General features: G+C 69.8%; 21 protein-coding genes. 7 read left to right on the forward strand and 14 right to left on the reverse strand.

Features of this window, described 5'->3' with window-relative positions:
- Positions 1–17: 17 nt before the first annotated feature.
- The 6 genes from ACIBH1_RS14230 to ACIBH1_RS14255 all read right to left on the reverse strand — a co-directional run bounded on the left by ACIBH1_RS14230 (position 18) and on the right by ACIBH1_RS14255 (position 5,262).
- Entirely contained in the window at positions 18–995 is a 978-nt protein-coding gene (locus tag ACIBH1_RS14230; protein ID WP_397314130.1) for a phosphotriesterase, read from the reverse strand.
- A gap of 43 nt (positions 996–1,038) precedes the next feature.
- Positions 1,039–2,418: a methionine--tRNA ligase gene (locus tag ACIBH1_RS14235; RefSeq protein ID WP_397314131.1), complete on the reverse strand. Its 1,380-nt coding sequence runs from the start codon at positions 2,416–2,418 to the stop codon at positions 1,039–1,041.
- 114 nt (positions 2,419–2,532) lie between these two features.
- A complete protein-coding gene (locus tag ACIBH1_RS14240; RefSeq protein ID WP_397314132.1) occupies positions 2,533–2,934 on the reverse strand; it encodes a nitroreductase family deazaflavin-dependent oxidoreductase in 402 nt (133 codons plus the stop codon).
- 26 nt (positions 2,935–2,960) lie between these two features.
- On the reverse strand, positions 2,961–3,473 hold the full coding sequence (locus ACIBH1_RS14245) for a TrmH family RNA methyltransferase (protein ID WP_397314133.1): 513 nt from the start codon (positions 3,471–3,473) through the stop codon (positions 2,961–2,963).
- Between the two features lie 58 nt (positions 3,474–3,531).
- Positions 3,532–4,770: an APC family permease gene (locus ACIBH1_RS14250; RefSeq protein WP_397314134.1), complete on the reverse strand. Its 1,239-nt coding sequence runs from the start codon at positions 4,768–4,770 to the stop codon at positions 3,532–3,534.
- Positions 4,771–4,806: 36 nt separating this feature from the next.
- Positions 4,807–5,262: a universal stress protein gene (locus ACIBH1_RS14255; RefSeq protein ID WP_397314135.1), complete on the reverse strand. Its 456-nt coding sequence runs from the start codon at positions 5,260–5,262 to the stop codon at positions 4,807–4,809.
- Positions 5,263–5,322: 60 nt separating this feature from the next.
- Here ACIBH1_RS14255 and ACIBH1_RS14260 point away from each other — a divergent pair, with 60 nt between their 5' ends.
- Positions 5,323–5,658, forward strand: a complete 336-nt coding sequence (locus tag ACIBH1_RS14260; protein ID WP_246379141.1) for a hypothetical protein — start codon at positions 5,323–5,325, stop codon at positions 5,656–5,658.
- On the opposite strand, the gene ACIBH1_RS14265 is transcribed toward ACIBH1_RS14260, so the two are convergent.
- From ACIBH1_RS14265 to ACIBH1_RS14275, 3 genes are all read right to left on the reverse strand, one after another.
- A complete protein-coding gene (locus tag ACIBH1_RS14265; protein ID WP_397314136.1) occupies positions 5,619–6,239 on the reverse strand; it encodes a DUF998 domain-containing protein in 621 nt (206 codons plus the stop codon). The two genes, ACIBH1_RS14260 and ACIBH1_RS14265, sit on opposite strands and share 40 nt — an antisense overlap.
- 136 nt (positions 6,240–6,375) lie before the next feature.
- Entirely contained in the window at positions 6,376–7,497 is a 1,122-nt protein-coding gene (locus tag ACIBH1_RS14270; protein ID WP_397314137.1) for a low temperature requirement protein A, read from the reverse strand.
- Positions 7,494–8,423 carry an anti-sigma factor RsbA family regulatory protein gene (locus ACIBH1_RS14275; RefSeq protein WP_397314138.1) on the reverse strand — a complete coding sequence of 310 codons (930 nt, stop codon included), beginning with the start codon at positions 8,421–8,423 and terminating at the stop codon, positions 7,494–7,496. Before ACIBH1_RS14275 ends, ACIBH1_RS14270 begins: the two co-directional genes overlap by 4 nt.
- Positions 8,424–8,627: 204 nt before the next feature.
- On the opposite strand from ACIBH1_RS14275, the gene ACIBH1_RS14280 reads away from it, so the two are divergent.
- A complete protein-coding gene (locus ACIBH1_RS14280) occupies positions 8,628–9,149 on the forward strand; it encodes a DUF1707 domain-containing protein (protein ID WP_397314139.1) in 522 nt (173 codons plus the stop codon).
- Here the strand turns inward: ACIBH1_RS14280 and ACIBH1_RS14285 are convergent.
- Together ACIBH1_RS14285 and ACIBH1_RS14290 are read right to left on the reverse strand one after the other, a co-directional pair.
- The gene (locus ACIBH1_RS14285) at positions 9,116–10,213 is read right to left on the reverse strand and encodes an aromatic ring-hydroxylating dioxygenase subunit alpha (protein ID WP_397314140.1); all 1,098 of its coding nucleotides are present in this window, start codon (positions 10,211–10,213) and stop codon (positions 9,116–9,118) included. The two genes, ACIBH1_RS14280 and ACIBH1_RS14285, sit on opposite strands and share 34 nt — an antisense overlap.
- Positions 10,214–10,267: 54 nt before the next feature.
- Positions 10,268–11,419 (reverse strand): FAD-dependent oxidoreductase, encoded by a 1,152-nt coding sequence (locus tag ACIBH1_RS14290; RefSeq protein ID WP_397314141.1) that lies wholly within the window; start codon positions 11,417–11,419, stop codon positions 10,268–10,270.
- A 25-nt stretch (positions 11,420–11,444) separates the two neighbouring features.
- Between ACIBH1_RS14290 and ACIBH1_RS14295 the strand changes: the two genes are divergently transcribed.
- Positions 11,445–11,993 carry a TetR/AcrR family transcriptional regulator gene (locus tag ACIBH1_RS14295; RefSeq protein WP_397314142.1) on the forward strand — a complete coding sequence of 183 codons (549 nt, stop codon included), beginning with the start codon at positions 11,445–11,447 and terminating at the stop codon, positions 11,991–11,993.
- A gap of 5 nt (positions 11,994–11,998) precedes the next feature.
- On the opposite strand, the gene ACIBH1_RS14300 is transcribed toward ACIBH1_RS14295, so the two are convergent.
- Entirely contained in the window at positions 11,999–13,318 is a 1,320-nt protein-coding gene (locus tag ACIBH1_RS14300; RefSeq protein WP_397314143.1) for an APC family permease, read from the reverse strand.
- A gap of 131 nt (positions 13,319–13,449) precedes the next feature.
- Here ACIBH1_RS14300 and ACIBH1_RS14305 point away from each other — a divergent pair, with 131 nt between their 5' ends.
- From ACIBH1_RS14305 to ACIBH1_RS14315, 3 genes are all read left to right on the forward strand, one after another.
- Entirely contained in the window at positions 13,450–13,815 is a 366-nt protein-coding gene (locus tag ACIBH1_RS14305; protein ID WP_397314144.1) for a hypothetical protein, read from the forward strand.
- Positions 13,816–14,016: 201 nt separating this feature from the next.
- Entirely contained in the window at positions 14,017–15,474 is a 1,458-nt protein-coding gene (locus ACIBH1_RS14310) for a DUF2079 domain-containing protein (RefSeq protein WP_397314145.1), read from the forward strand.
- 272 nt (positions 15,475–15,746) lie between these two features.
- The gene (locus ACIBH1_RS14315; protein ID WP_397314146.1) at positions 15,747–17,162 is read left to right on the forward strand and encodes a DUF2079 domain-containing protein; all 1,416 of its coding nucleotides are present in this window, start codon (positions 15,747–15,749) and stop codon (positions 17,160–17,162) included.
- 121 nt (positions 17,163–17,283) lie between these two features.
- Here the strand turns inward: ACIBH1_RS14315 and ACIBH1_RS14320 are convergent, their stop codons facing one another.
- Positions 17,284–18,378: a glycosyltransferase gene (locus ACIBH1_RS14320; RefSeq protein ID WP_397314147.1), complete on the reverse strand. Its 1,095-nt coding sequence runs from the start codon at positions 18,376–18,378 to the stop codon at positions 17,284–17,286.
- Between ACIBH1_RS14320 and ACIBH1_RS14325 the strand changes: the two genes are divergently transcribed.
- On the forward strand, positions 18,379–19,230 hold the full coding sequence (locus ACIBH1_RS14325; RefSeq protein WP_397314148.1) for a PIG-L deacetylase family protein: 852 nt from the start codon (positions 18,379–18,381) through the stop codon (positions 19,228–19,230). It begins immediately after the preceding gene.
- Positions 19,231–19,242: 12 nt separating this feature from the next.
- Here ACIBH1_RS14325 and ACIBH1_RS14330 read toward each other — a convergent pair whose 3' ends face one another.
- Complete coding sequence (locus ACIBH1_RS14330) at positions 19,243–21,276, reverse strand: ATP-binding protein (protein ID WP_397314149.1); 2,034 nt, start codon at positions 21,274–21,276, stop codon at positions 19,243–19,245.
- Positions 21,277–21,314 lie beyond the last annotated feature (38 nt).

Raw genomic sequence — 21,314 nt, forward strand, 5'->3', positions numbered from 1 at the left:
GACTCTCCTCCAGGGTTCTAGGAGAAATAGCTCCGCGGGGTGTGCACCAGCATCTGCTCTATTTGCCCATCGCTCACGCCCGCGACACGCAGAGCAGGCAAGACGTCGTCGTGAATGTGATCGTAGCGCCAGTTCGGTGCCGCTGTCTGGAGGGCTTCGTCCCAGGCGCCGCCGAAGTAATCCATGAAACAGGCGCTGTCATGACTTAGCACCATACGGTCCGAGTACCCGCGGGCGCAAAGGGCCGCGATGGTCTCGACCCGCTGCGAGGTGGGGTTGTAGAGGTCGAGCCCGAACCGGTCCATGCCCAGGATCGCCCCCTGGTCGGCCAGTTTCATCAGATAGTCGAGATCGTTGCTGTCACCGGCGTGTCCCACGACCACCTTGGTCAGATCGACGCCCTCCTTGGCGAACAGGTCGAGGGCGAGCAACCCGCTCTGGGTGAAGGAGTTGGTGTGCACGGTGATCGGCGCGCCGGTGCGCACGTGCGCCTGGGCTGCCGCCCGGCAGATGCGCTCGACGCCCGGAGTGAGCCCCTTCTGCTCCACCACGCACTTGATGAAGGCGGCCTTGACCCCGGTGTCGGCGATGCCCACGGTCAGGTCGCGCACGAAGTCGTCGATCATCGGGTCGGGGATGTCGAACAGCAGCCCCGGCCCCCGGTGCTCGTACTGGTGCGGGATCTCGTCGTAGCTGTAGAGCCCCGTCGCCGGGATGATGATGAGCTCGGGCACCTGCTCGTTGATGCGCTGGATGCGCGGGATGTAGCGCCCGAGCCCCCACACCGTGGGGTCGGCGATCGTGGTGACCCCCTTGGCGACGAGGCCCCTCAGCTTGGTGACGGCGTCGGCGACCCGGAACTCCTCATCCCACCAGGAGCCCTGGCCGTAGTTGTCGAGATGCTCGGTGGCCACCACGAACACGTGCTCGTGCATGAGCGTCTGCCCCAGCGAGGCGACGTCGACGGGTCCGCGGACGGAGTTGACGAAAGGCATGGCGAGTCCTCCATACCGGCTGGTCGGTGTGCCACACCGTACGTCACCGTCCCAGGCGAGGGAAGAGGGGCTGCGGCGTCAGCACCTCCAGCTGGGCCGCCACCCGCGCCGCCGCCCGGGGCAGGAACGGCTCCAGCTGTACGGCAAGCGTGCGCAGGGCGTGCAGCAGCGTGCCCAGGCAGGCCGTGGGATCGGCGAGCTTCCACGGCTGCTCCCGCTCGATGAAGGCGTTGGCCTCGTCGACGATCGCCCACACGGCCGCGGCCGCCTGGCGGAAGTCGAAGTCCTCCAGGGCGGCGTGCACCCGCTCCCCCACGACCAGGCACGACTCCAGAGGCGCGGCCCCTTCGGCGAAGCCGTACTTCTCGATCAAGGTGAGCACCCGGTTGACCAGGTTGCCGAGCCCGTTGGCCAGGTCGACGTCGTGCCGGGCGACGAGCCTCTCCTCGGTGAAGTCGACGTCGCCCACCCTCGGCACCTCGCGCAGCAGCCACCAGCGCAGCGCGTCAGCGCCGTACCGGTCGACCACCTCGGCGGGGTCGGCGGTGAGGCCGGCCGACTTGCTGATCTTCCTGCCGCCGAAGGTCAGGTAGTCGTGGACGAAGATCTCCGTGGGCAGCGGCAGCCCAGCCGACAGCAGCATGGCCGGCCAGTAGACCGCGTGGAAGCGGATGACACCCTTGCCGACCAGGTGCGTCTTGCGCGGCTCGCGCACCCACCAGCGCTCGTAATCTTCCAGCGCGGTCACGTAGTTGGCCAGGGCGTCCCACCACACGTAGACGACCTGGCTCGGGTCGCCGGGCACCGGGATGCCCCAGCCGCGCGCCCGCTCGGCCGAGCGGGAGATCGAGATGTCCTCGACCCCGCCGCGCAGGAACGACAGCACCTCGTTGCGCCTGGCGACCGGCTCGATCCGCAACCCGCCGCCCTCGATCAGCTCGATGAGCCGGTCCTGGTAGCGAGAGAGCCGGAAGAACCAGTTGTGCTCCGACACGTGCTGGAGCGGCGCGCTGTGCTCGGCGCACTGCCCTTCCGGGTAGAACTGCTCGCACCCCACGCAGTACAGGCCCTCGTAGTGCTTCTGGTAGAGATCATGCGTGGTCGCCTCCCACAGGCGCTCCACCCCCTCGCGGTGCCGGGGGTCGGCGCTCGTCCTGATGAAGGAGTCGAACGACAGGTCGAGGACGGATCGCAGCTCGGCGAAGGCCGCGGCGTTGCGGTCCACCAGCTCGCGCACCGGCACTCCCGCGGCCTCGGCCGCCAGCACGTTCTTCAGCGAGTTGTCGTCGGTGCCGGTCTGGAACCTGACCTGCTCGCCGCGCGCCCGGTGATGTCGTGCGAGCACGTCGGCCTGCACGATCTCCAGCGCGAAGCCCAGGTGGGGCCGGGCGTTGACGTAGGGGATCGTCGTGGTGATGTACATCGGGTGCCTCCCAGTGGGGCCCCGGCACGATGAGAGGCCCCGGTTCGCAGGGCCTCGTCGTCTAAGACGCGTCAGTGGAAGCCCCCTAGGGGGCCATCATCACCTGATACGTCGTCATGCCTCCATGCTAGCGCGCGTCAGGCGAAAGACCCGCATCTCGCGCTCCACCTGGGGTTCGTACTTCTCGTAGACCTTGTTGCCCGCCTTGAGCGCGGGCCAGACGGCCGCCCGCTCCTCGCCGGAGAGCAGCTCGGCGGCCACCGGGAACCGGTCGCCGGCGAAGCGCACCTGCGCGCTGGGGTTCTTCAGCAGGTTCGCGCTCCAGTCGGGGTGCTTGTCCTTGCCGAAGTTGCTGCCCACGACGAGCAGGCTGCCGCCCGCCTCCTCGTGGACGGCGAGCACCGTGGAGCGCGGCAGCCCGCTGCGCGCTCCCGTGCTGGTGAGCTCGGCTACCCGACGGGTCCACCCGGCCCCTATCAGGCGGCGGGCCACCCAGTCCATCGCCCTCATGATCATGGCGGGACTTTAGCGTGCCGGGCCGCTCAACTGAACCCCGCGAGCTTGTAGAGAACCAGCGATCCCGCGACGGCCACGTTGAGACTGGCCCCCGTGCCGATCATCGGGATCTCGACGACGCCGTCGAGCAGGTCGAGCGCCTCCGGCGGGATGCCCTGCGCCTCGTTGCCGAGCACGACGACGGTCGGCTGCCTGGCCATGGGCAGGTCGGCCAGCCGTACCGACTCCTCGGCCAGCTCCACGCCCAGCACCCGATGCCCGGAGGCACGGCACTCGGCCAGCCAGCGCAGCGGGCGCACCCAGTGCACGCAGGCGCCCGCGGGCAGGGTGTTGCCCTTGGCCAGCGCCTCGGGCACCCAGGGCAGGCGGGGTACGGCCAGGCAGGCGCCGACCGCGTCGCAGGTGCGCAGGAGCGTGCCGAGGTTGACGCCGTGCATCGGCCACAGCGGGGCGGCTATCAGGTGGCCCAGGCAGCGCGGCGGGCGGCGGCGCCTGGCGGAACGCAGATCTCGGCGAGTGCGGACCGTGATCCCGCTCATCGGCGGGGGCGGATTCCTTCCGCGGAAGTCTTCATGCGAGGTGACGCTTCGCGGTGCGTCAGGACCATCGTCGAAGGGACGCTCCCATCATACGCAGCAGGATGCCGACCGCGAAGACCACGAGGCCGGCGACCACCGACCGCCACGGCAGGGTGGCCGCCAGGACCAGGCAGAGCACGAACCCGGCGACCGGCACGGCCTTGACCGGGCCGCCCTCCTCGCGGCTCATCGTGAAGGCCGCGGCGTTGGCGACCGCGTAGTAGACCAGCACGCCGAAGGAGGAGAACCCGATCGCGCCGCGCAGGTCGGCGACGAGGGTGAGCACGATCACCGTGGCGCCCACCGCCAGCTCCGCCCGGTACGGCACCTGCCGTACCGGATGGACCGCGGCCAGGACGGACGGCAGGTCGCGCTCGCGCGCCATGGCCAGGACGGTGCGCGAGACGCCGAGGATGAGGGCGAGCAGCGCGCCCAGCGACGCCACGGCGGCGCCGGCGACCACGACGGGCACCAGCCAACCGGCCTGGGCCGCGCGCGCGACGTCGGCCAGCGGCATCGCGGAGCCGGCCAGCACGACCGGGCCGAGCGTCGTCAGGGCGGCGGCCGCGACGAGGGCGTAGAGGGTCAGCGTGACGGCCAGCGAGATGTTGATCGCGCGCGGGATCGCCTGGGGCTCGCGCACCTCCTCGCCGAGGGTGGCGATGCGGGCGTATCCGGCGAAGGCGAAGAACAGCAGGCCCGCGCCCTGCAGGACGCCGGTGAGCCCGGGATCGGAGCCCGGTTGCGCCTCCGTCGCCGCCGGGGCTGCGAGGAAGGCGGCGGTGACCACGACGGCCAGGACGGCCAGCACGAAGGCGACCAGCACCCGCGCGACCCGCGCCGACCGCTCGACGCCGAACAGGTTCAGCACGGTCAGGGCGACCACCGCGCCCACCGCCAGCGGCCGGGCCAGCGCCGGCGCGACGTAGGCGCCGAAGGTCAGGGCCATGGCCGCGCAGGACGCGGTCTTGCCCACGACGAAGCCCCACCCGGCCAGGTAGCCCCAGAAGTCGCCCAGCCGCTTCCTGCCGTACACGTAGGTGCCGCCGGAGGCCGGGTAGAGCGCGGCCAGCCTGGCCGAGGAGGTGGCGTTGCAGTAGGCCACGACCGCCGCCAGGGCCAGCGCCGCCGGCAACCAGGAGCCGGCCGCGCCCGCCGCCGGAGCGAACGCGGCGAACACGCCGGCCCCGATCATGGCGGACAGGCCGACGGTCACCGCGTCGGAAGTGCTCAGGCGGCGGGCGAGGGCGTCAGACATGGGGTGATTGTGACGGAGGAAGATGAACGGCCGGCGTCAGCCGTCCGTCTCAGCCGCGGGCACCACCAGCACCGGGCGCTTGGCGTGGTGCAGCACCCGGTCGGAGGTGCTGCCCAGCAGGAGCGAACGCACTCCGCCCAGGCCGCGGGTGCCGGTCACGATCATGGTCGCGTCGATCTCGTCGGCGACGTCGACGATCGCCGACCAGACCGCCAGCGAGTCGCCCTCGTAGCGGGGCGTGGCCTCGAGACCGGCCTGCCTGGCCAGCTCGGCGCCCCGCTCGGCCAGTTCCTTCATGGCCTGCCGCATCGCCTCGTCCTCGGCGGAGGTGTCGGCGATCGGCATCATCCCGATCGTGGTGCGCATGGAGACGGTGGACAAGCGCTCCCAGACCGTAAGAACCACGGCCGACTGGCCCTTGAGCAGCGTACCGGTGAACGCGATGGCCGCCTTGGAGTCGTCGGAGCCGTCATAGGCAATCAGAATGCTCATAGTGCCCACCTACCCGGGTAGGGGCACGAAATGACAGTTACCCGATTCCAAGATCTGCCCATGGCCGATCGTGACCGCGAGTGGGACGCCGAGGCGGCCGACAAGCGTGTCCGCAAGTGGGCGGGGGCCGAGGACGGGCCGAACGCCCGCTACCGCGAGGCGCACGTCTGGTACAACGCCGACGAGGCCGACGAATGGGGCTCCTACAAGCTGCCCATCGCCGACATCGTCAACGGCGAACTCAAGGTGGTGCCCAGGGCCGTGATGGCCGCCGGCGGCGTCATGCAGGGCGCCCGCGGCGGGGTCGACATCCCCAAGGGCGACGTCGACCGGGTCAAGTCGCACCTGGCCAAGTACTACGCCAAGATCGGCGACACCGCTCCCTGGGAGCGCTGACGCAGCAGCGACAACCCGGCCAGGGCGAGCACGGCCACCTCGGTCACCACGACCACCCGCTGGGTGACCCCCGCGGGGATGTCGTCGTTGGTGAGATCGAAGCCGAACATCCTGATCACGTACGGCACGACCACGGCCAGGAGCGCGGCCAGCGCCACCCCGCTCAGGACCCGCAACGCCCGCGCGTAGCGGGTCCTGGCCCTGGCCAGCAGCAGTCCCGCCACCGGCATGACCAGGAAGGCCACGAACGCCGCGTAGCGGTGGATGCCTCCTGACAACGACAGCGGCACACCCGGCCGATCGGTCGGGAAGGCGCCGATCAGGAACATCGAGACGCCCCACGCCACCATCAGCAACACCACGCGCCGGTCCGCCCCGGCCCGCGCCAATGCCCCGGCGATCAGCGCGGAGCCGACGGCGAACAACGTCAGGGAGAGCGGCAGCAGCCAGCCGATCGACTGGAACGCGTACTCGCTGATCACGCTGTGCACAGGGTCGAGCCCCGCCCCCGCGTGCAAGGTGAGCATGGAACCCGTTCCGGCGGCGATGGCCGTGAACCCGCTGATCAGCAATCCCTTCATGCTTCAACGGTGTCGAAATCGCCGCTTGAGCAGTATCGGAGATCGACCCTGGAAGTTCCTTATCCGACCCTTACTCCCAAAGTCGGACCGCCCGCGCTGACCTGCACGGAGACAGACCCTGGTAGGGCTGACCCCATCAGGGTCGGGTGGTCGACGCCACCAGGCCGATCATGACGACGCCGATGACGAGCGACTGGAACTGCGTGGGAAGCGGGGCCGTCGCCAGGACGAGCACCGCGGCGACGGGGAAGGCGATCGTGCCGTAGCCGTGCGGCCTGACCTGGACCACCCAGATCGACAACACCGCCAGGGCCACCGGGACGGCCAGTGCCAGCCCGGCGGTCAGCAGCGAGATGTGCGCGTGGCCGCTCTCGTAGCTGACGGCCGCCTCCAGACCGGCGCCGATCGCGGCGATCGAGGCCAGGACCACGTAATGCCCGTATCCCCAGACGAAGGCGCTGCGCCGGTTCTCCAGCGCGTGCGCGGTGTCGGGGCGGAAGTACAGCCACCAGATCGAGAACACGATCACCAGCCCGCCCGCGGCCAGCCACAGCGGCCCCGAGTGCAGCTCGTGCTCGGCCGTGCCCTCCCGCACGGCGTTGACCACGGCCAGGGCGTTCTCGCCCATGACGATGATGGTGAACAGGCCGTGGCGCTCGGCGATGTGGTGCGGGTGCCACGGCGTGCGACCGGCCCGCTCGGCGAAGGCGGGCACCGCCATGTCGGCGACGATGCCCACGACCAGCCACGGCAGCTTCAGCGGCTCGGGCACGAACAGGAAACTCACCCACACGCACTGCGCCAGCGTGGTGCCGACGGCGTACCTGATCGCCGTCGGCCGCCGCTCGGGATCGCTGCGCGCCACCCGCACCCAGAAGGCCACCAGGGCCAGGCGCATCACCACGTACCCCGTGACGCCGAGGGTGAAGTCCTGCTCGAACATGCGCGGGATGCCGGCGGCCAGGATCACCACCCCGGCCATGACGACCAGGGTCAGCAGCTTGAAGACGATGTCGCCGGTGTCGTAGGCCGAGGCGAACCAGGTGTACTGCAGCCAGGCCAGGAAGATCGCGTAGAAGACCAGCGCGTACCCCAGCACCCCGGCCAGGACGTGGTTCTCGACGATGCGCTCGTGCAGCTGCACTCCGGCCGCGGCGACCGCGACGACGAAGAACAGGTCGAAGAAGAGCTCCAGCGTCGTGGCCACCCGATGGGACTCGGCGACGTCGCGTGGCCGCATCGGGCGCAACCAGGTCATGCCGACAGGATGCCCGAGGGAACCTCAAAATAGGCGCGGATGGTGGTCAAACCCTCACGGGTGTGCACCCTGACCAGGTCGCTCAGCAGGTTGACGATCAGCAGCCCGCGCGAGCCCGCGGTGCGGGGGTCGACGGGACGGCGGCCGACCAGCGGGTCGACGATGTGGCCGCTGTCGGCGACCTCGCACACCATGCGGTCGTCGTCGGTCCACAACCGCAGCTCGCCCCCGCCGCCGCCGTGGTCGAGGCTGTTGGCGCCGAGCTCGGCGATCACCAGGCGGATGTCGTGGAGCCGGGTTTCCGGGAAGCCCAGCCGTACGGCCAGCTCGGCGGCCAGGTGCCGGGCCTCGCTCAGATTCGAGCGGTCGAAGCGCAGCCTGGTCGCGCCGTCGGGCACCGGGAGCGGCCGGTTGTGGCGGGCGACGACCTCGTCGGGAGCGTAGGGAGCGGTGCGCTCGCGCCCCCACAGCACCGGGTGGTTGCGCTCGGCGTCGGCGAGCATCTCGGGGGTGAGCACGTCGGCGTCGTACGGGCACAGGATCGTGGCGCGCCTGCCCGCGAAGGCGCGGTTGATCAGCGCCTCGTGCTGGGCGCAGGCGGGATACTCGCTGTCGCTGCGCCCCGCCCACACCGGCTCGCCGATGATGCGCACGCGCATGCCCCGGTGGCGGTCGGCGAAGTCGCGCAGCACTGCGGGGATGATCCGGCCCGGATTGCGGCCCGCGACGGTCATGTCGATCAGCTCGATCCGCGCGGCCTCGGCGCCCAGCTCGTGTTCGAGCAGCTTGAGATTGGCCGGAGGCACCGCGACGGCCACCGGCTCGCCGGCTGTCAGCCCGGCGCGGACGAACGGCACCGTGACAGCGGTGTACTCCCGGCCGCCTCGGTAGAAGAACGCCGGGTGCACGAAAGGGTCGGCCAGCATCACTGCCCACGTTACCTTTCCTACGGCGTGTCGAGACCGGTGACATTCATCTGTCGTGTCCGGGTATACAGGAGGCAATCCCTCAAACGGAGGTCCCCGGTGAAGAGAGTCCAGGTCATCCAGCGGCCCCGGCCCCCGCGGCGCCCCCCGCCCATCGACCTTCGCACACCTTCAGGGCGTGTGCTGCCGTATTAGTCTGAAAGTGTGCGCGCCTCCGATCACGACCGAGATCTGACCGTCGAGCGCCTGCAGGTGGCCTTCACCGAGGGGCGGCTCACCCCGGTCGAGATGGATCAGCGCCTGGAGCGGGCACTGTCGGCCCGGACGCACGACGAGTTGGAGGGACTGCTCGCCGATCTCCCGGCGCCGGCCAAACTGGTCCATCTGGAGTCCAAGAACGGCTCCCTGCAGCGTGCCGGAGACTGGGAGGTGCCCAGGACGCTGCGGGTCGTCTCCAAGTACGGCAGCGCGGACCTGGACCTGTCCGAGGCCCGCTGCCTCCATCCCCTCGTCGAGGTGCGGTTCGAGCTCGCGTACGGCTCGGCGAAGATCATCCTTCCGATGGGCGCCTCCGCCGACACCGACGAGTTGCGCACCGGATGGGGCTCGGTCTCGCTGGACGTCTCCCAGCATTCCGGGATGCCGCACGTGCACGTGACCGGGGAGTTGTCATACGGGAACCTGACCGTGCGCTATCCCCGCAAGCGTTGGTTCACCCAGTCATGAAATTTCTGGATGTGGTGCTCGCTCGGCACGAGCACGCCGCCGTCGCGGTAGGCCCGTGACGACATGCCGGGCTGGGTCTGTTCGCAGGCCTCGAAATCCTGCTCGTTGACGCGATGGAAGAGCTCCACCGACTTGTCAAGATTTTTACCGACAACGTCGGGGTGGTAAAGCCAGTCGCACTCCACGATCGTGCGGTCGGCCTCCAGCGGGAACATGCGGTGCAGGATCACGTGGTCGGGCACCAGGTTGATGAAGACCTGCGGCTTGACGGTGATGGCGTAGTAGCGGCGGTCCTGCTCCTCGCTCACGTCGGGGAGCTTGGCGAAGCCCCGGGAGCCGTCGATCGTGAAGCCCTCGGCCTTCTCGGCGAACAGGGCGCCGTGGCCCACGTAGTACTGCGCCGCGAAACCGCCCGCGAACTCCGGCAGCACCGCCGTCAGCTCGGGATGGATCGTGGCGCAGTGGTAGCACTCCATGAAGTTCTCGACGATCAGCTTCCAGTTGGCCTTCACGTCGTAGACGATGCGCCTGCCCAGGGCGAGCTTGTCGACGTGGTAGCGGTCGATGGCCGCCGGGTCGCCCAGGCGCTCGGTGGCCGCGCCCTTGACGTTCTCCTCGAAGTCCGGCGGCTCGTCGGCCAGGCAGAGCCAGGCGTAGCCGAGCCACTCGCGCAGGTGCACGGGGAGCATGCCGTACCTGACCCGGTCGACGTCGGGCATCTTGACGAGGTTGGGCGCGGCGACCAGGGTGCCGTCGAGGTCGTAGGCCCAGGCGTGGTAGCTGCACCTGATGGTCCGCTTGACCTCGCCCGACTCCTCAGGGCACAGGCGGGCGCCGCGGTGGCGGCAGACGTTGAGGAAGGCGCGTAAACGATCGTCGCGGCCCCTGACGACGATCACGCTCTCGCGGCCGATTCTGACGGTCTTGAAGGCTCCTGGCCTGGTCAGCTCGTCGGATCTGACGGCGCAGTGCCAGAGGGATTCGAAGATCCTGCGCTGTTCCTCGGCGAAGATCTCGGGGTCGGTGTAGGAGCGGCCGGGCAGGGTGGGGATCAGACTCGACACAGATGGCTCCACAGTTTGTTGCGTAATACGCACTGCGTTGCTCAATATGCGTCTTTACCGGGGAGTGGTCAAGAGGTAGGTGCTCGACCTGCGCAGGAACGTGGTGAACATCGAGCTCATCACGGCGTCGGGCATGGGAGGGGTGGGATAGTTCGACATCTCCAGGCCCGCCATGACCGCGGGCAGGCGCACCACCCTGGTGCGCTCGCGCTCGTAGCGGCGCAGATCGCCGATGCCGAGGGCCAGGGCCCAGGCGTCCTCCAGCGCCTGGTTGGCGCCCATCGCCATCGCCGGGGGCATGCTGTGCGCGGCATCACCGGCCAGCGTCGTCGGGCCCCTCCCCCAGACCCTCGGCACGCGATGCTTGACGTGCGCGAACGACGGCGGCGCCGAGACCAGGCCCAGCAGCGTGGAGACCGGGTCCGCCCAGCCGCCGAACAGGCCCTTCAACGCGGGCAGCGGGTCGCTCTCGTCGGTCCAGAGCGGGCGGCCGGGCTTGGAGCGCACGTCGAACCACCACAGCAGGCGGCCGGAGCCGGCGGGCGCCAAGCCGAACAGTCCGGCGCGGCCGACCATCATGGTGACCGTGTGCTGGACACCCCCGCCGAGCCGGCCCCTGAGCTTCGGGCCCGCCACACCGTCGAGGAAGCGCCACATCGGCTCTCCCTGCAGGTAGCCCTGCCAGGTCACCCAGCCGCTGGGACGCGCGGGATCCTCGTTCCACAACGCCTGCCGTACGACCGAGCGGCGGCCGTCGGCGCCCACCAGCACGTCGCCGCCGACCGTCGTGCCGTCGGCGAGCCGGACCTCGGCCCTGTCGGGGTCGGCCGAGGCGATGGTGGCGCCGTAGGTGACCTCCATGTCCTCGGCGAGCAGCTCGACGAGGTCCTGACGGGCGATGTGCCAGGAGGGGGCGCCGAGGCGACGCTCGGCGACGGCCAGGTCGACGCCGGCGCGACGGGGGCCACGCGGCGACAGGGTCTGCATCTCGCGCAGCCTGCTGCCCTTGCGGCCGGGGTCGACGCCCAGGCGCTCCAGGATCGTGCTCGCTCCCGGCCAGATGCTGATCGACCCGCCCGTGGCGCGGGGCTCCGGGGCCTCCTCGAGGACCTCGACGTGGTGGCCTTGCGCTCTTAAGGCCCTGGCCGTGGCGAGTCCCGCGACGCCGGCGCCGATGACGACTACTCTCTTTGTTTTGATACCCACAGTATCTGATACTAGGAGTCTCACTATGCCTCGTCAACCCGACCCGGACGTGGACCAGCGGATCCGGCGCGCGGCCGTGGGGATGTTGTTGTCGCGCGGGCTCGACTTCACCATGGACGAGGTGGCGCTGGCCGCCGGGGTCGGCAGGGCCAGCGTCTTCCGGCGTTACGCCACCAAGCGCGACCTGCTGCTGGAGGCGATGCGGGGGCTGACGGACTCCTCCGTCGCCACTCCCGACACCGGCTCGTTCCGCGGCGACCTGCTGGCCATCGTGCGCGAGACCATGAGCGCATGGAGCGCCATGGGGCCGGTCTCCCTCCAGATGTACGGCGCGGCCGGACAGGATCCGGAGGTGGCCGAGATCATGCGCACGATGATGCGCGACCGGCTGCGCGACGACTGGGGCATCTTCGACCGCGCCCTGGCCAGGGGCGAGCTACGGCCCGACGTCGACCCGTGGCTGCTGACCGACATGAGCGTCGGGTTCATCACCTATCGGGGCATGCTGCGCATCGACTTCCCGACCCCCGAGGAGGTCGTCGACGTGCTGATCGCCGGATTCGGGGTGCGCTAGTCAGGTCACTCGGTGATCTTCGTCGGGTCGATCTCCTTGACCCGGCCGACGAACAGCCAGTTGATCACCCAGAGCACCACACCCACGCCGACCAGCACGGCCGCGCGCAGGTAGACGTCGCCGGCGCGGCCGGTGACGGGCAGCGCCAGGAACAGGCACACCACCGCGCCCAGCACCGGCGCCCAGGTCGGCGCCCGGTAGTGCTGGTGCTCCACGTCCTCACGACGCAGGACCAGCACGCACACGTTCACCAGCGCGAACACGCACAGCAGCAGGAGCACCGTCGTGTCGGCCAGCGGGGTGATGTCACTGGCCGAGGCGACCAGGATGGCCGCGAGGCCGATCGTGAACACGATCGCCACCCACGGCGTGCTCCGCGTCGGATGCACCGACCCGAAGAACGGCGGAATGATCTTCTGTCTCGCCATGCCGTACACCAGCCTGGAGGCCATCAGCATGTTGATCAGCGCCGTGTTGCCCACCGCGAGCAGCGCGATCGCGGCGAACAACTTCGGCGGGAACGCCAGGCCCGCCACCTTGACCACCTCGAGCAGCGGCCCCGACGACGCCACCAGCGTCTTGGTGTCGACCAGCATCGTCGCCGTGAAGGCCACCGCCATGTAGATCAGAGCCGCCGCCACCAGACCCCCGAACAGCGCGCGCGGGAAGTCACGCTGCGGATCCTTCGCCTCCTCGGCCAGGTTCACCGAGTCCTCGAAGCCCAGCAGCGCGTAGAAGGCCAGGGCCGTACCGCCCAGAACCCCGAGGAACGCCCCGTTCGCGGGATGGAACTCGATCGCCCGCGCCGGCTCCCCGTCACCCGTGATCAGGGCCCACACGCCGATCGCGACGATCACCAGCAGGCCGAACGCCTCGATGATCGTCAGCACCACGTTGACCTTGACCGACTCCGAGATGCCCGCGAAGTTCACCAGCGCCACCAGGGCCAGGAAGATGAACGCGCCCACGAGCACCGGCACGGTCACGAACTCCGCCAGATACCGCCCCCCGAACGCCCGCGCGGCGGCGCTCGCCGAGGTGATGCCGCTCATCATGACGGTGAACGCGACAATAAAGGTCAGGAACGGGATGCCGAACGCTTTGTTCGTGTACAGCGCCGCACCGGCCGCGTGAGGGTACTTCCCGACAAGCTCCGCATAGGAGGTCGCGGTCAGCGCGGCGAGGACGAACGCCACGATGAACGGCAGCCAGAGCGCCCCGCCGACATGCCCGGCCACCTTCCCGACCAGCGCGTAGATGCCCGCGCCGAGGATGTCGCCGATCACGAAGAGCAGCAGCACCTTGCGGCCGATGACCCGCTTCAACGACGGCTGTTGGGCAGCCTCACCAGTGACCATAACGATCCCCTACCCGATGTTGGCGAAGTGAAAGCGGGCCTCAAGCGGTGGTCCATAATGTCCGCTTGTCGCAAATCCGAATCGAAGGAACGCACCCCATGAAGACCAAGATCGGAGTCGGCCTCGCCGGACTCGTTCTGATCGGCCTGACCACCTCGTGTGGCGCCGTCGGCCAGGCAGTCGACTGCAACGCCGCCGTCACCGAGGCCAACAAGATCGTCACCACGTGGAGCGGCAGCGTCGCCAGCATCGCCACGGACCCGACCGCCTTCGAGAAGTCCACGAAGGACGCGGCTTCGCAGCTGAAGACCCTCGCCGGGAAGTACGACGGCGACCTGGCCGGCGGCATCAACGACCTGGCCTCGATCGTCGAGAGCGTCGACGCCTCCAACCCCGCGGGGATGGCCGACCTCGCGACCAAGGCTCAGAGCGCCCAGACCAAGCTCGCCGCGGCCTGCTCCTGACCCTGTGACCTGCGGCCGCCGTACCGCCTGTGGGGGGCAGAGCGGTGCGGCGGTCGCACCCGCGCATGAAGGCCCGCGCGTCCTCCTAGAGGACCGCGGGCCTTTCGCCGCGTCCACGGCCAAGGCTCCCCCTCCCCGCTTGTCCACAACCCACCGCGCGGCCAGTCCCACAGCTGGACACCCCCATATACCCTTCTCCCCGTGGCAACCGACACCCTGGTCCGCGCGACCCCGAAGCTCAGCCTCAAGCACCGGCACCCGATCTGGCTCGGGGCCATCAGCGTGCTGGCAGCGGCGATCTACGCGGTCCTCGGCCTGGTCAAGCTCGGCATCTTCCGCGCCACCACCTTCGACCTGGTCATCGTCGACCAGGCGGTGCGCAACTACGCCAAGTTCCTGCCCGGCTACATCCCGTCGATCGGCATCTGGCACGGCAGAGGTCTCGACTATCCCCAGATAGCCGACCACTTCTCCCCCATCTACGCCGTGCTGGCGCCCTTCTACTGGATCCACGACGGCCCCACGACGCTGATCATCGCCCAGGCGGTGCTGTTCGCCTCGGCCGTGCCGTTCATCTGGATGTTCACCCGCCGCCTGCTCGGCACCACCCCCGCCTACCTGGTGTCGGTGGCCTACGCCCTGTCGTGGCCGGTCGCCCAGGCGGTCAACTTCGACGTGCACGAGGTGATGTTCGTCCCGCTCCTGACGGCCATCGTCATCGAGCGCTACCAGGCGGGCCGCCTCGTCCCCTGCTACCTCGCCCTCTTCGGCCTGCTCCTGGTCAAGGAGGACATGGGGCTGATGGTGGCGGGCTTCGGCCTCTACGTCCTGACCCGGCGCGAGTGGGCCCACGGCACCATCATGATCCTCTCGGGCTTCACCGCGGCGGTCCTCACGCGGGGCGTCATCATGCCCGCGGTCGGCGGGCAACTGAGCGACTTCTGGGCCTACAGCCAGTTCGGCCCCACTCCCGGCAGCGCCGCCGTCGGCATGATCACCCACCCGTTCCAGGTGCTCGACACCCTGTTCGCCACCGAGGGCAAGACCGGCACGATCTTCTTCCTGCTGTGGCCGACCCTCCTGCTGTGCCTGCTGTCGCCGCTGACGCTGATGGCGCTCCCCCACCTGCTGGAGCGCTTCCTCGGCAGCTGGGTCCAGTGGCACGCGGCCGACTACCAGTACAACGCCTTCACCGTGGTCGTCCTGCTGCTCGCCGGCGTCGACGGGTTCGCCCGGCTGCTGCGCTGGCTCAAGCGCAGCGACGACCGAGCCTGGAAGCTGGCCTGGTCTCTCGGCGTCCTCGCCGTCGCCCTCACCCTTGTACCCCGCTTCGCCTTCGGCCAGCTGTTGTCCCCGGCCTTCTACCGCGGCGACCCCGTCAAGATCGCCGCCGCCGAGGAGGCGGCGAGCCGCGTCCCCGACGGCGTGACGGTGGCCACGGTCAACTACATGGGCCCGGCCCTCACCGACCGCACCACCGTGCTCTTGCTGCGCCCGGGCTTCAGCTACCCGGCGCCGTGGATCGTGGCCGACACCCAGCGCTGGGAGTTCCCGTACGGCTCCGCGGCCCAACAGGCGGCGCAGGTGGAGGAGCTGGTGGCCGGCGGGTATGAGCGCGTCTTCGAGCGCAATGGTGTGGTGGTGCTCCGACGGCCGTGAGGTGCCGTGAGGGGCGCGGCATGATCAGGCGCCGGGCGGTTGCGGGCCCATGCGGGCGACATCCGCGCGCCCAGCTCCATGCGCGGCGCCTGGTCCCGGGCAGCAGGGGGGCGGAGTTGGCGAGCAAGGACCTGTTGTTGTCATGCAGCGGCCAGCTGGCGCCATAAGCCACCGAAAGCCGCGTGAACTGACATAGGGTGCTCGGCACCTGCAAATCCCTCCGAACCCCCTCCCTATACATGCCACTACCTCGCCTCTTACCCTTGTCCGCCGTGCGTCTGGTCAGAAAACACCACACATGGGTGGCCCTGCTCGCCCTGCTCTCGTGCTGCCTGTACTCCTTTCTGGGGCTGGTCAGGCTGGCCACCTATCGGGCCACGACCTTCGACCTGGTGATCTTCGATCAGACCGTGCGCGCCTACGCGAACTTCTCCGCCCCGTATGCGCCCGCCGTCGGGGCCTTTCGCGATCGCGGCTTGGAGTATCTCCAGCTCGCCGATCATTTCTCGCCCATCTGGGCGTTGCTGGCGCCGTTCTACTGGATGCATGACAGTCCGGCGACTTTGATCGTCGCGCAAGCCATGTTGCTGGCGGCGGCGATCCCGTTCATCTGGGTGTTCACGCGGCGGCAGCTCGGGCGGGCCGCCGCGTATTTCGTCAGCGTGGCTTATGCGGTGTCCTGGCCCGTCGCGCAAATGGTGAACTTCGACGTGCACGAGGTCATGTTCGTGCCCGTGTTGTCGGCGATCGCCATCGAGCGCTATCAGGCGCGCAGTTATCTCGGGTTCTATGCGGCGATCTTCGGGCTGCTCCTGGTCAAGGAGGACATGGGCCTGATCGTCGTGGGGTTCGGGCTGTATCTGCTGACCCGGCGCGACTGGTTCCACGCGTGCAACACGATCGGGTTGGGGCTGCTGCATTTCGGGCTCGTACGGGCGGTGCTGATTCCGGCCGCCGGTGGGGATCCGACGGATTACTGGGCCTACGGACACCTCGGGGAAGGGGTGTCGGAGATGGTGGCCGCGGTGTTCTCCGATCCGTTCTCGGCGCTGTTCGGGAACGGGGCCGAGGCCAAGGTCGACACCATGGTGTTGCTGGTGTGGCCGACATTGTTGTTGTGCCTGCTCTCGCCATTGACTCTGGCCGCCTTGCCCAATCTGTTCGAGCGGCTGCTGTCCGATCGGGAGCCTTGGTGGCAGGCGGATTTCCATTACAACGCGTTCATCGTCGTCATTCTGCTGTGCGCGGGCGTCGACGGGCTGGTGCGGTTGTTGCGGTGGGTCAAGCGGCCCGGCGATCGGTCACTACAGCTGTTGTGGGCGGGGGCGGTGGCCGTGGTGGCGTTGACGCTTGTGCCTCGGTTCGCCTTCGACCAGCTTGTCTCGCCCGACTTCTACAAGGGGGACGAAGGTCGGGCCGCGGCATTGGAGCCGGCGTTGGCGCAGGTGCCGGACGGGGTGGTGGTGGAGGCCGTCAACTATGCGGGGCCGGCGCTGACGGACCGGACCACGGTGCTGTTGTGGCGGCCCGAGCCGAGTGGGGCGCCTTGGATCGTGGCTGACACTCAGCGATGGGATTTCCCGTTCGGGTCGCTTGAGGATCAGGCGGGGACGGTGGCCAAGCTGGAGGGCGAGGGGTATCGGAGGGTGTTCGAGAAGGACGGGGTGGTGGTGCTGCACCGGCCGTGAGCGTGGGCGGCGCAGGACTGGGCGGAGCGGGTCAGCGGGGGCCGGCCTGGGCGGCCGTAACGCTGTCGGAGACGCGGGCGAGCGGGAGCCCGCCGGGGCGGCGTAGCGCTGATCGGAGCGGTCAGCGGGAGCGGGCCTGGGTGTAGCACTGGTCGAAGCCGTCGAGGACGATCGGCCAGGAGCCGGCCACCGGGTCCACGGCGCGGTTGTGGGCGGCGATCGCGGTGCGCAGCGACGGGTCGGTGCTGAGGCGGACGACCGCGTCCACCAGTTCGTCGAAGGTGCGGCCGAGCATGCCCTCCTTGCCGTGCCGTACGAAATCGGCCACGCCGCTCTGGGCGCGGGCGACGACGGGGAGGCCGGCGGCGCGGGCCTCGAGGGCGGCGATGCCGAAGGACTCCCGGGGGGCGGGGGCGATGAAGAGATCGGCCGAGGTGAGGGTCTTGGCGATCTGCTCCCGGGAGTAGCGGCCGGGCAGGGATACCCAGGAGGTCATGCCGTGCTTGGACAGGTAGCGCTCCATGGAGGCACGGGCCGGTCCGTCGCCGATGACCGTGGCGCGGAGGGGGATGCCGGCGGGGATGCGGGCGCGGGCCTGGTGGAGGAGGCGGAGGAGGCGGACGGGTTGTTTGCGGGGCGCCAGGCGGCCCACGGCGACGATGTGGATCTCGCCCAGGTTCTCGGGAGTGATCTGGTCAGGGCCGGGCTGGGCGCGCCAGCCTGACAGGTCGAGGCCGTTCGACACCACGTGCACCGGCACCCCCCGCCCCGCCACCGCCCTGATGGGCACCGCCGCCGCCGTGCTGACCGTGGTCGCGACCAGCCCCCACCTCTGCCACTCGAACAGCAGCCGGAGCGCCCGATACAGCCCGCGGGTCACCGGGTCCCACATCGAGTGCACCGTGACGACCACCGGCAGCCCGACTCGTACGGCGGCGCGGACGCCCTGCCAGGCGAACGGGGAGACGGCGCCGGTGTGGACGTGCACCACGTCGGGGCGGCGTGAGGTCATGAGGCGGGTGAGATGCTTCACGCCGGACGGGTGTACGGGCAGGTCGAAGGGCATGCGGGCGACGATGCGCCGGACCCCGGGCATGGGCTCGCCGCGGGTGGCGGTGGCCACCTCGACCTCGTGCCCGGCTTCGCGCTGCTTGCCGACCAGATCGGCCACCTGCACCTCGATGCCGCCGAGCCTGGGCAGGTAACAGTCACTCACGTGAAGGATCCGCACTCGTCCCACACTAATCTGGGGCTTGTGCCTCCACGTACAGCCGTGTTCTTCCATGCTCATCCCGACGACGAGGCCCTGCTGACGGCGGGAACGATGGCGATGCTCGCCGCCGAGGGTCATCGGGTCGTCCTGGTCGTGGCCACCGCTGGTGAGCGCGGCCTGTCCGATCTGGAGCCCGGCGACGAGCTGGGCATGACCCGGTTGAAGGAGCTCTACGAGTCGGCGGCGGTGCTGGGGTGTGCCCGGGTGGAGTGCCTGGGGTACGGCGATTCCGGGTTGAGCCCGTCGGGTGGGATCGCGGCGGACCGGCCTGACAACGCGTTCATCGACGCCGATTCCGAGGAGGCCGCGGAGAAGCTGGCGGCGATCCTGCGGGAGGAGCGGGCCGATCTGGTGGCGATCTACGATCCGGCGGGCGGGTACGGCCATCCCGACCATGTGCAGGTGCACCGGGTGGGGCGGCGGGCGGCGGAGCTGGCGGGCACGCCGATCGTGCTGGAGGCGACGGTCAACCGGGATCCGCTGGTGAAGCTGCTGCGGATGGCGGGGAAGGTGTATCGCTTCCCGCCGGAGTTCGATCCGCGGACGTTCGAGAGCGCGTATACGGCGGGGGCGGACATCACGCATCGGGTGAATGTGCGGCGGTACACGAAGCAGAAGCGTGCTTCGATGGCCGCTCACGCGTCGCAGGCTTCGGGGGGAGACAGCGACCGGACGCTGGCGGTGATGCTCAAGGTGCCCGGGCCGTTGTATCGGCAGGTGTTCGGCACGGAGTGGTTCGTACGGCGGGGCCTGCCGCCTGGCACGCGCCTCAAGCACCCTTTCGATGAGCCGTAAGACGGCGCCGGATCACTTCCCGACCAGCAAGGCTCCGATCGCCTCGCCCAAGTCCAGCCCCCTCCCCTCTCCGTAGAGCGCCTCGAAGCCGTCGTCCCCCACCAGCTCCCGTGCCGCGCTCACGCACTGCTCCCGTGGCGATGACAGCTGCGCCGACCCCATCCCGACCGCCTCGACCCCGTGATCGCTCCACACCTGCTCCGACAGCCCGAGCAGCCGCGCCGCCGAGCTCCCGTCTCCCCGCGCCACGGCGATGCGGGCCAGCAGGTCGAGCACCAGCGCCGTGCCGACCGTGTCGTGCAGCCGCCACTTGGTCTCCAGGCAGCGCAGCGCCAACTCCTCGGCCCCGTCGAGGTCGCCCTGCGCGAGCCGTACGCCGCTGAGGTGGTGGTCGGCGTAGGAGCGCGCCCATCGCCCGCCGAAGGTGTCGGAGATCTCCCACATCTCCTCCACGATCCCGGTCGCCGTGGCCAGGTCGCGGCCTTCGAGCATGAGGGAGAGCGCGTGCACCGACAGCGACAGCAGCACGCCGAAGCCGGTGTCGCCTAACCCGCGGTGGATGTCGGCGGCGTCGGTGGCCAGGAGGACGGCGTCGTCGAGGGCGCCGCGCAGCATCGCGAGCATCGCGCGCATGGTGAGGACGTAGGCGCCGGCGAGGGCGTCGTCCTGCCATTCGGCGGCGACGCCGGCCTCGTCGAGCATCTGCTGGGCGGCGTCGTGGTCGCCCTGGGTCATGGCGACGAACGCGCACGCCCACAGCGCGGCCGTGCGCTCGTAGGACGGTTGCGGGCAGCGGGCGAGCGCCCGGTCGAGCTGGTGGCGGCCCTCGCGGACGTGCCCGCAGGCGACCCAGAAGTAGACGAGCGAGGCGGCCAGGTCGAGGCCGGTGGGGAAGTCGTCGGGATGCGACCAGCAGTAGTCGAAGGCGATGCGGAGGTTGGCCAGTTCGCCGGCCATGCGGTCGGCCCATTCGAACTGCTCGGGGCCGCGCCAGTCGGCGTTGAACCATCGGGCCAGGCCCAGGTAGTAGTCGCGGTGCCTGCGCCGTAGCTGCTGCTCGTCGCCCAGGTGGCCGAGCCATTCGCGGCCGTAGGCGCGGATCGTGTCGAGCATCCGGTAGCGGCCACCGGGCAGGCGCTGCACGATCGACTTGTCGACGAGCCCGCGCAGGGTCTGCAGGGCGCTTTCCGGCGTGAGCGGCCGATGCGAGCAGACGGTGATCACGCCGTCCTGGGCGAAGCTGCCGACGAACACCGACAGCCGTGCCCACAGCAGCCGTTCCAGCGGCTCGCACAGCTCGTGGCTCCATCCGACGGTCGTGCGCATGCTCTGGTGGCGCTGCACGCCGGTGCGGGCGGGGTTGTCGAGGCGCCGCGACTCGAGCTCCGAGAGGATCTCCTCCACCGACAGCGACCCGGTCTGGGCGGCGGCCAGCTCGATGGCCAGCGGCAGCCCCTGGAGCCGGTCGCACAGCTCCAGCACCGGTCCGGTGACGTCGGCACCGGCGTGTACGGCACGCGCCCGCTCGGTGAACAGCCGCACCGCCTCCTCCTCGATGTGCAGCGGCTCCACGGGCAGGACGTGCTCGCCGGGCAACCCGAGTGGCTGCCTGCTGGTGGCGAGGATGCGCAGCCTGGGCGCCGAGCGCAGGAGGTAGGCCGACAGGGCGGCGCAGTGGTCGACGAGGTGCTCGCAGGTGTCGAGCAGCAGCAGGACCCGCTTGTCGGCCAGGTAGTCGGCCAGCACCTGGACCTGCTGCCTGGCCGACTGGTCGCGCACGCCGAGCACGCCGCAGACCTCGTGGGCCAGGAGTTCCGGGTCCTGCAGCTCGGACAGTTCGACCAGCCAGACCCCGTCGGAGAAGCGCCCTGCCGTACGTTTGGCAGCCCGCAGCGCGAGGCGGGTCTTGCCCACTCCGCCCGTCCCGGTGAGGGTGACCAGACGGGCCGAGCGCAGCAGTTTGATCACTCCGCCCTGCTCGGCGATCCGGCCGACGAAGCTGGTCATGTCCGCGGGGAGGTTTCCGCGGCTCCGGACAACGGCCATCACCCGCATGGTAAGGCGGGTGACGGCCGTTGGAGAAG

It is taken from the genome of Nonomuraea sp. NPDC050663 (assembly GCF_044456985.1).
GTDB lineage: Bacteria > Actinomycetota > Actinomycetes > Streptosporangiales > Streptosporangiaceae > Nonomuraea.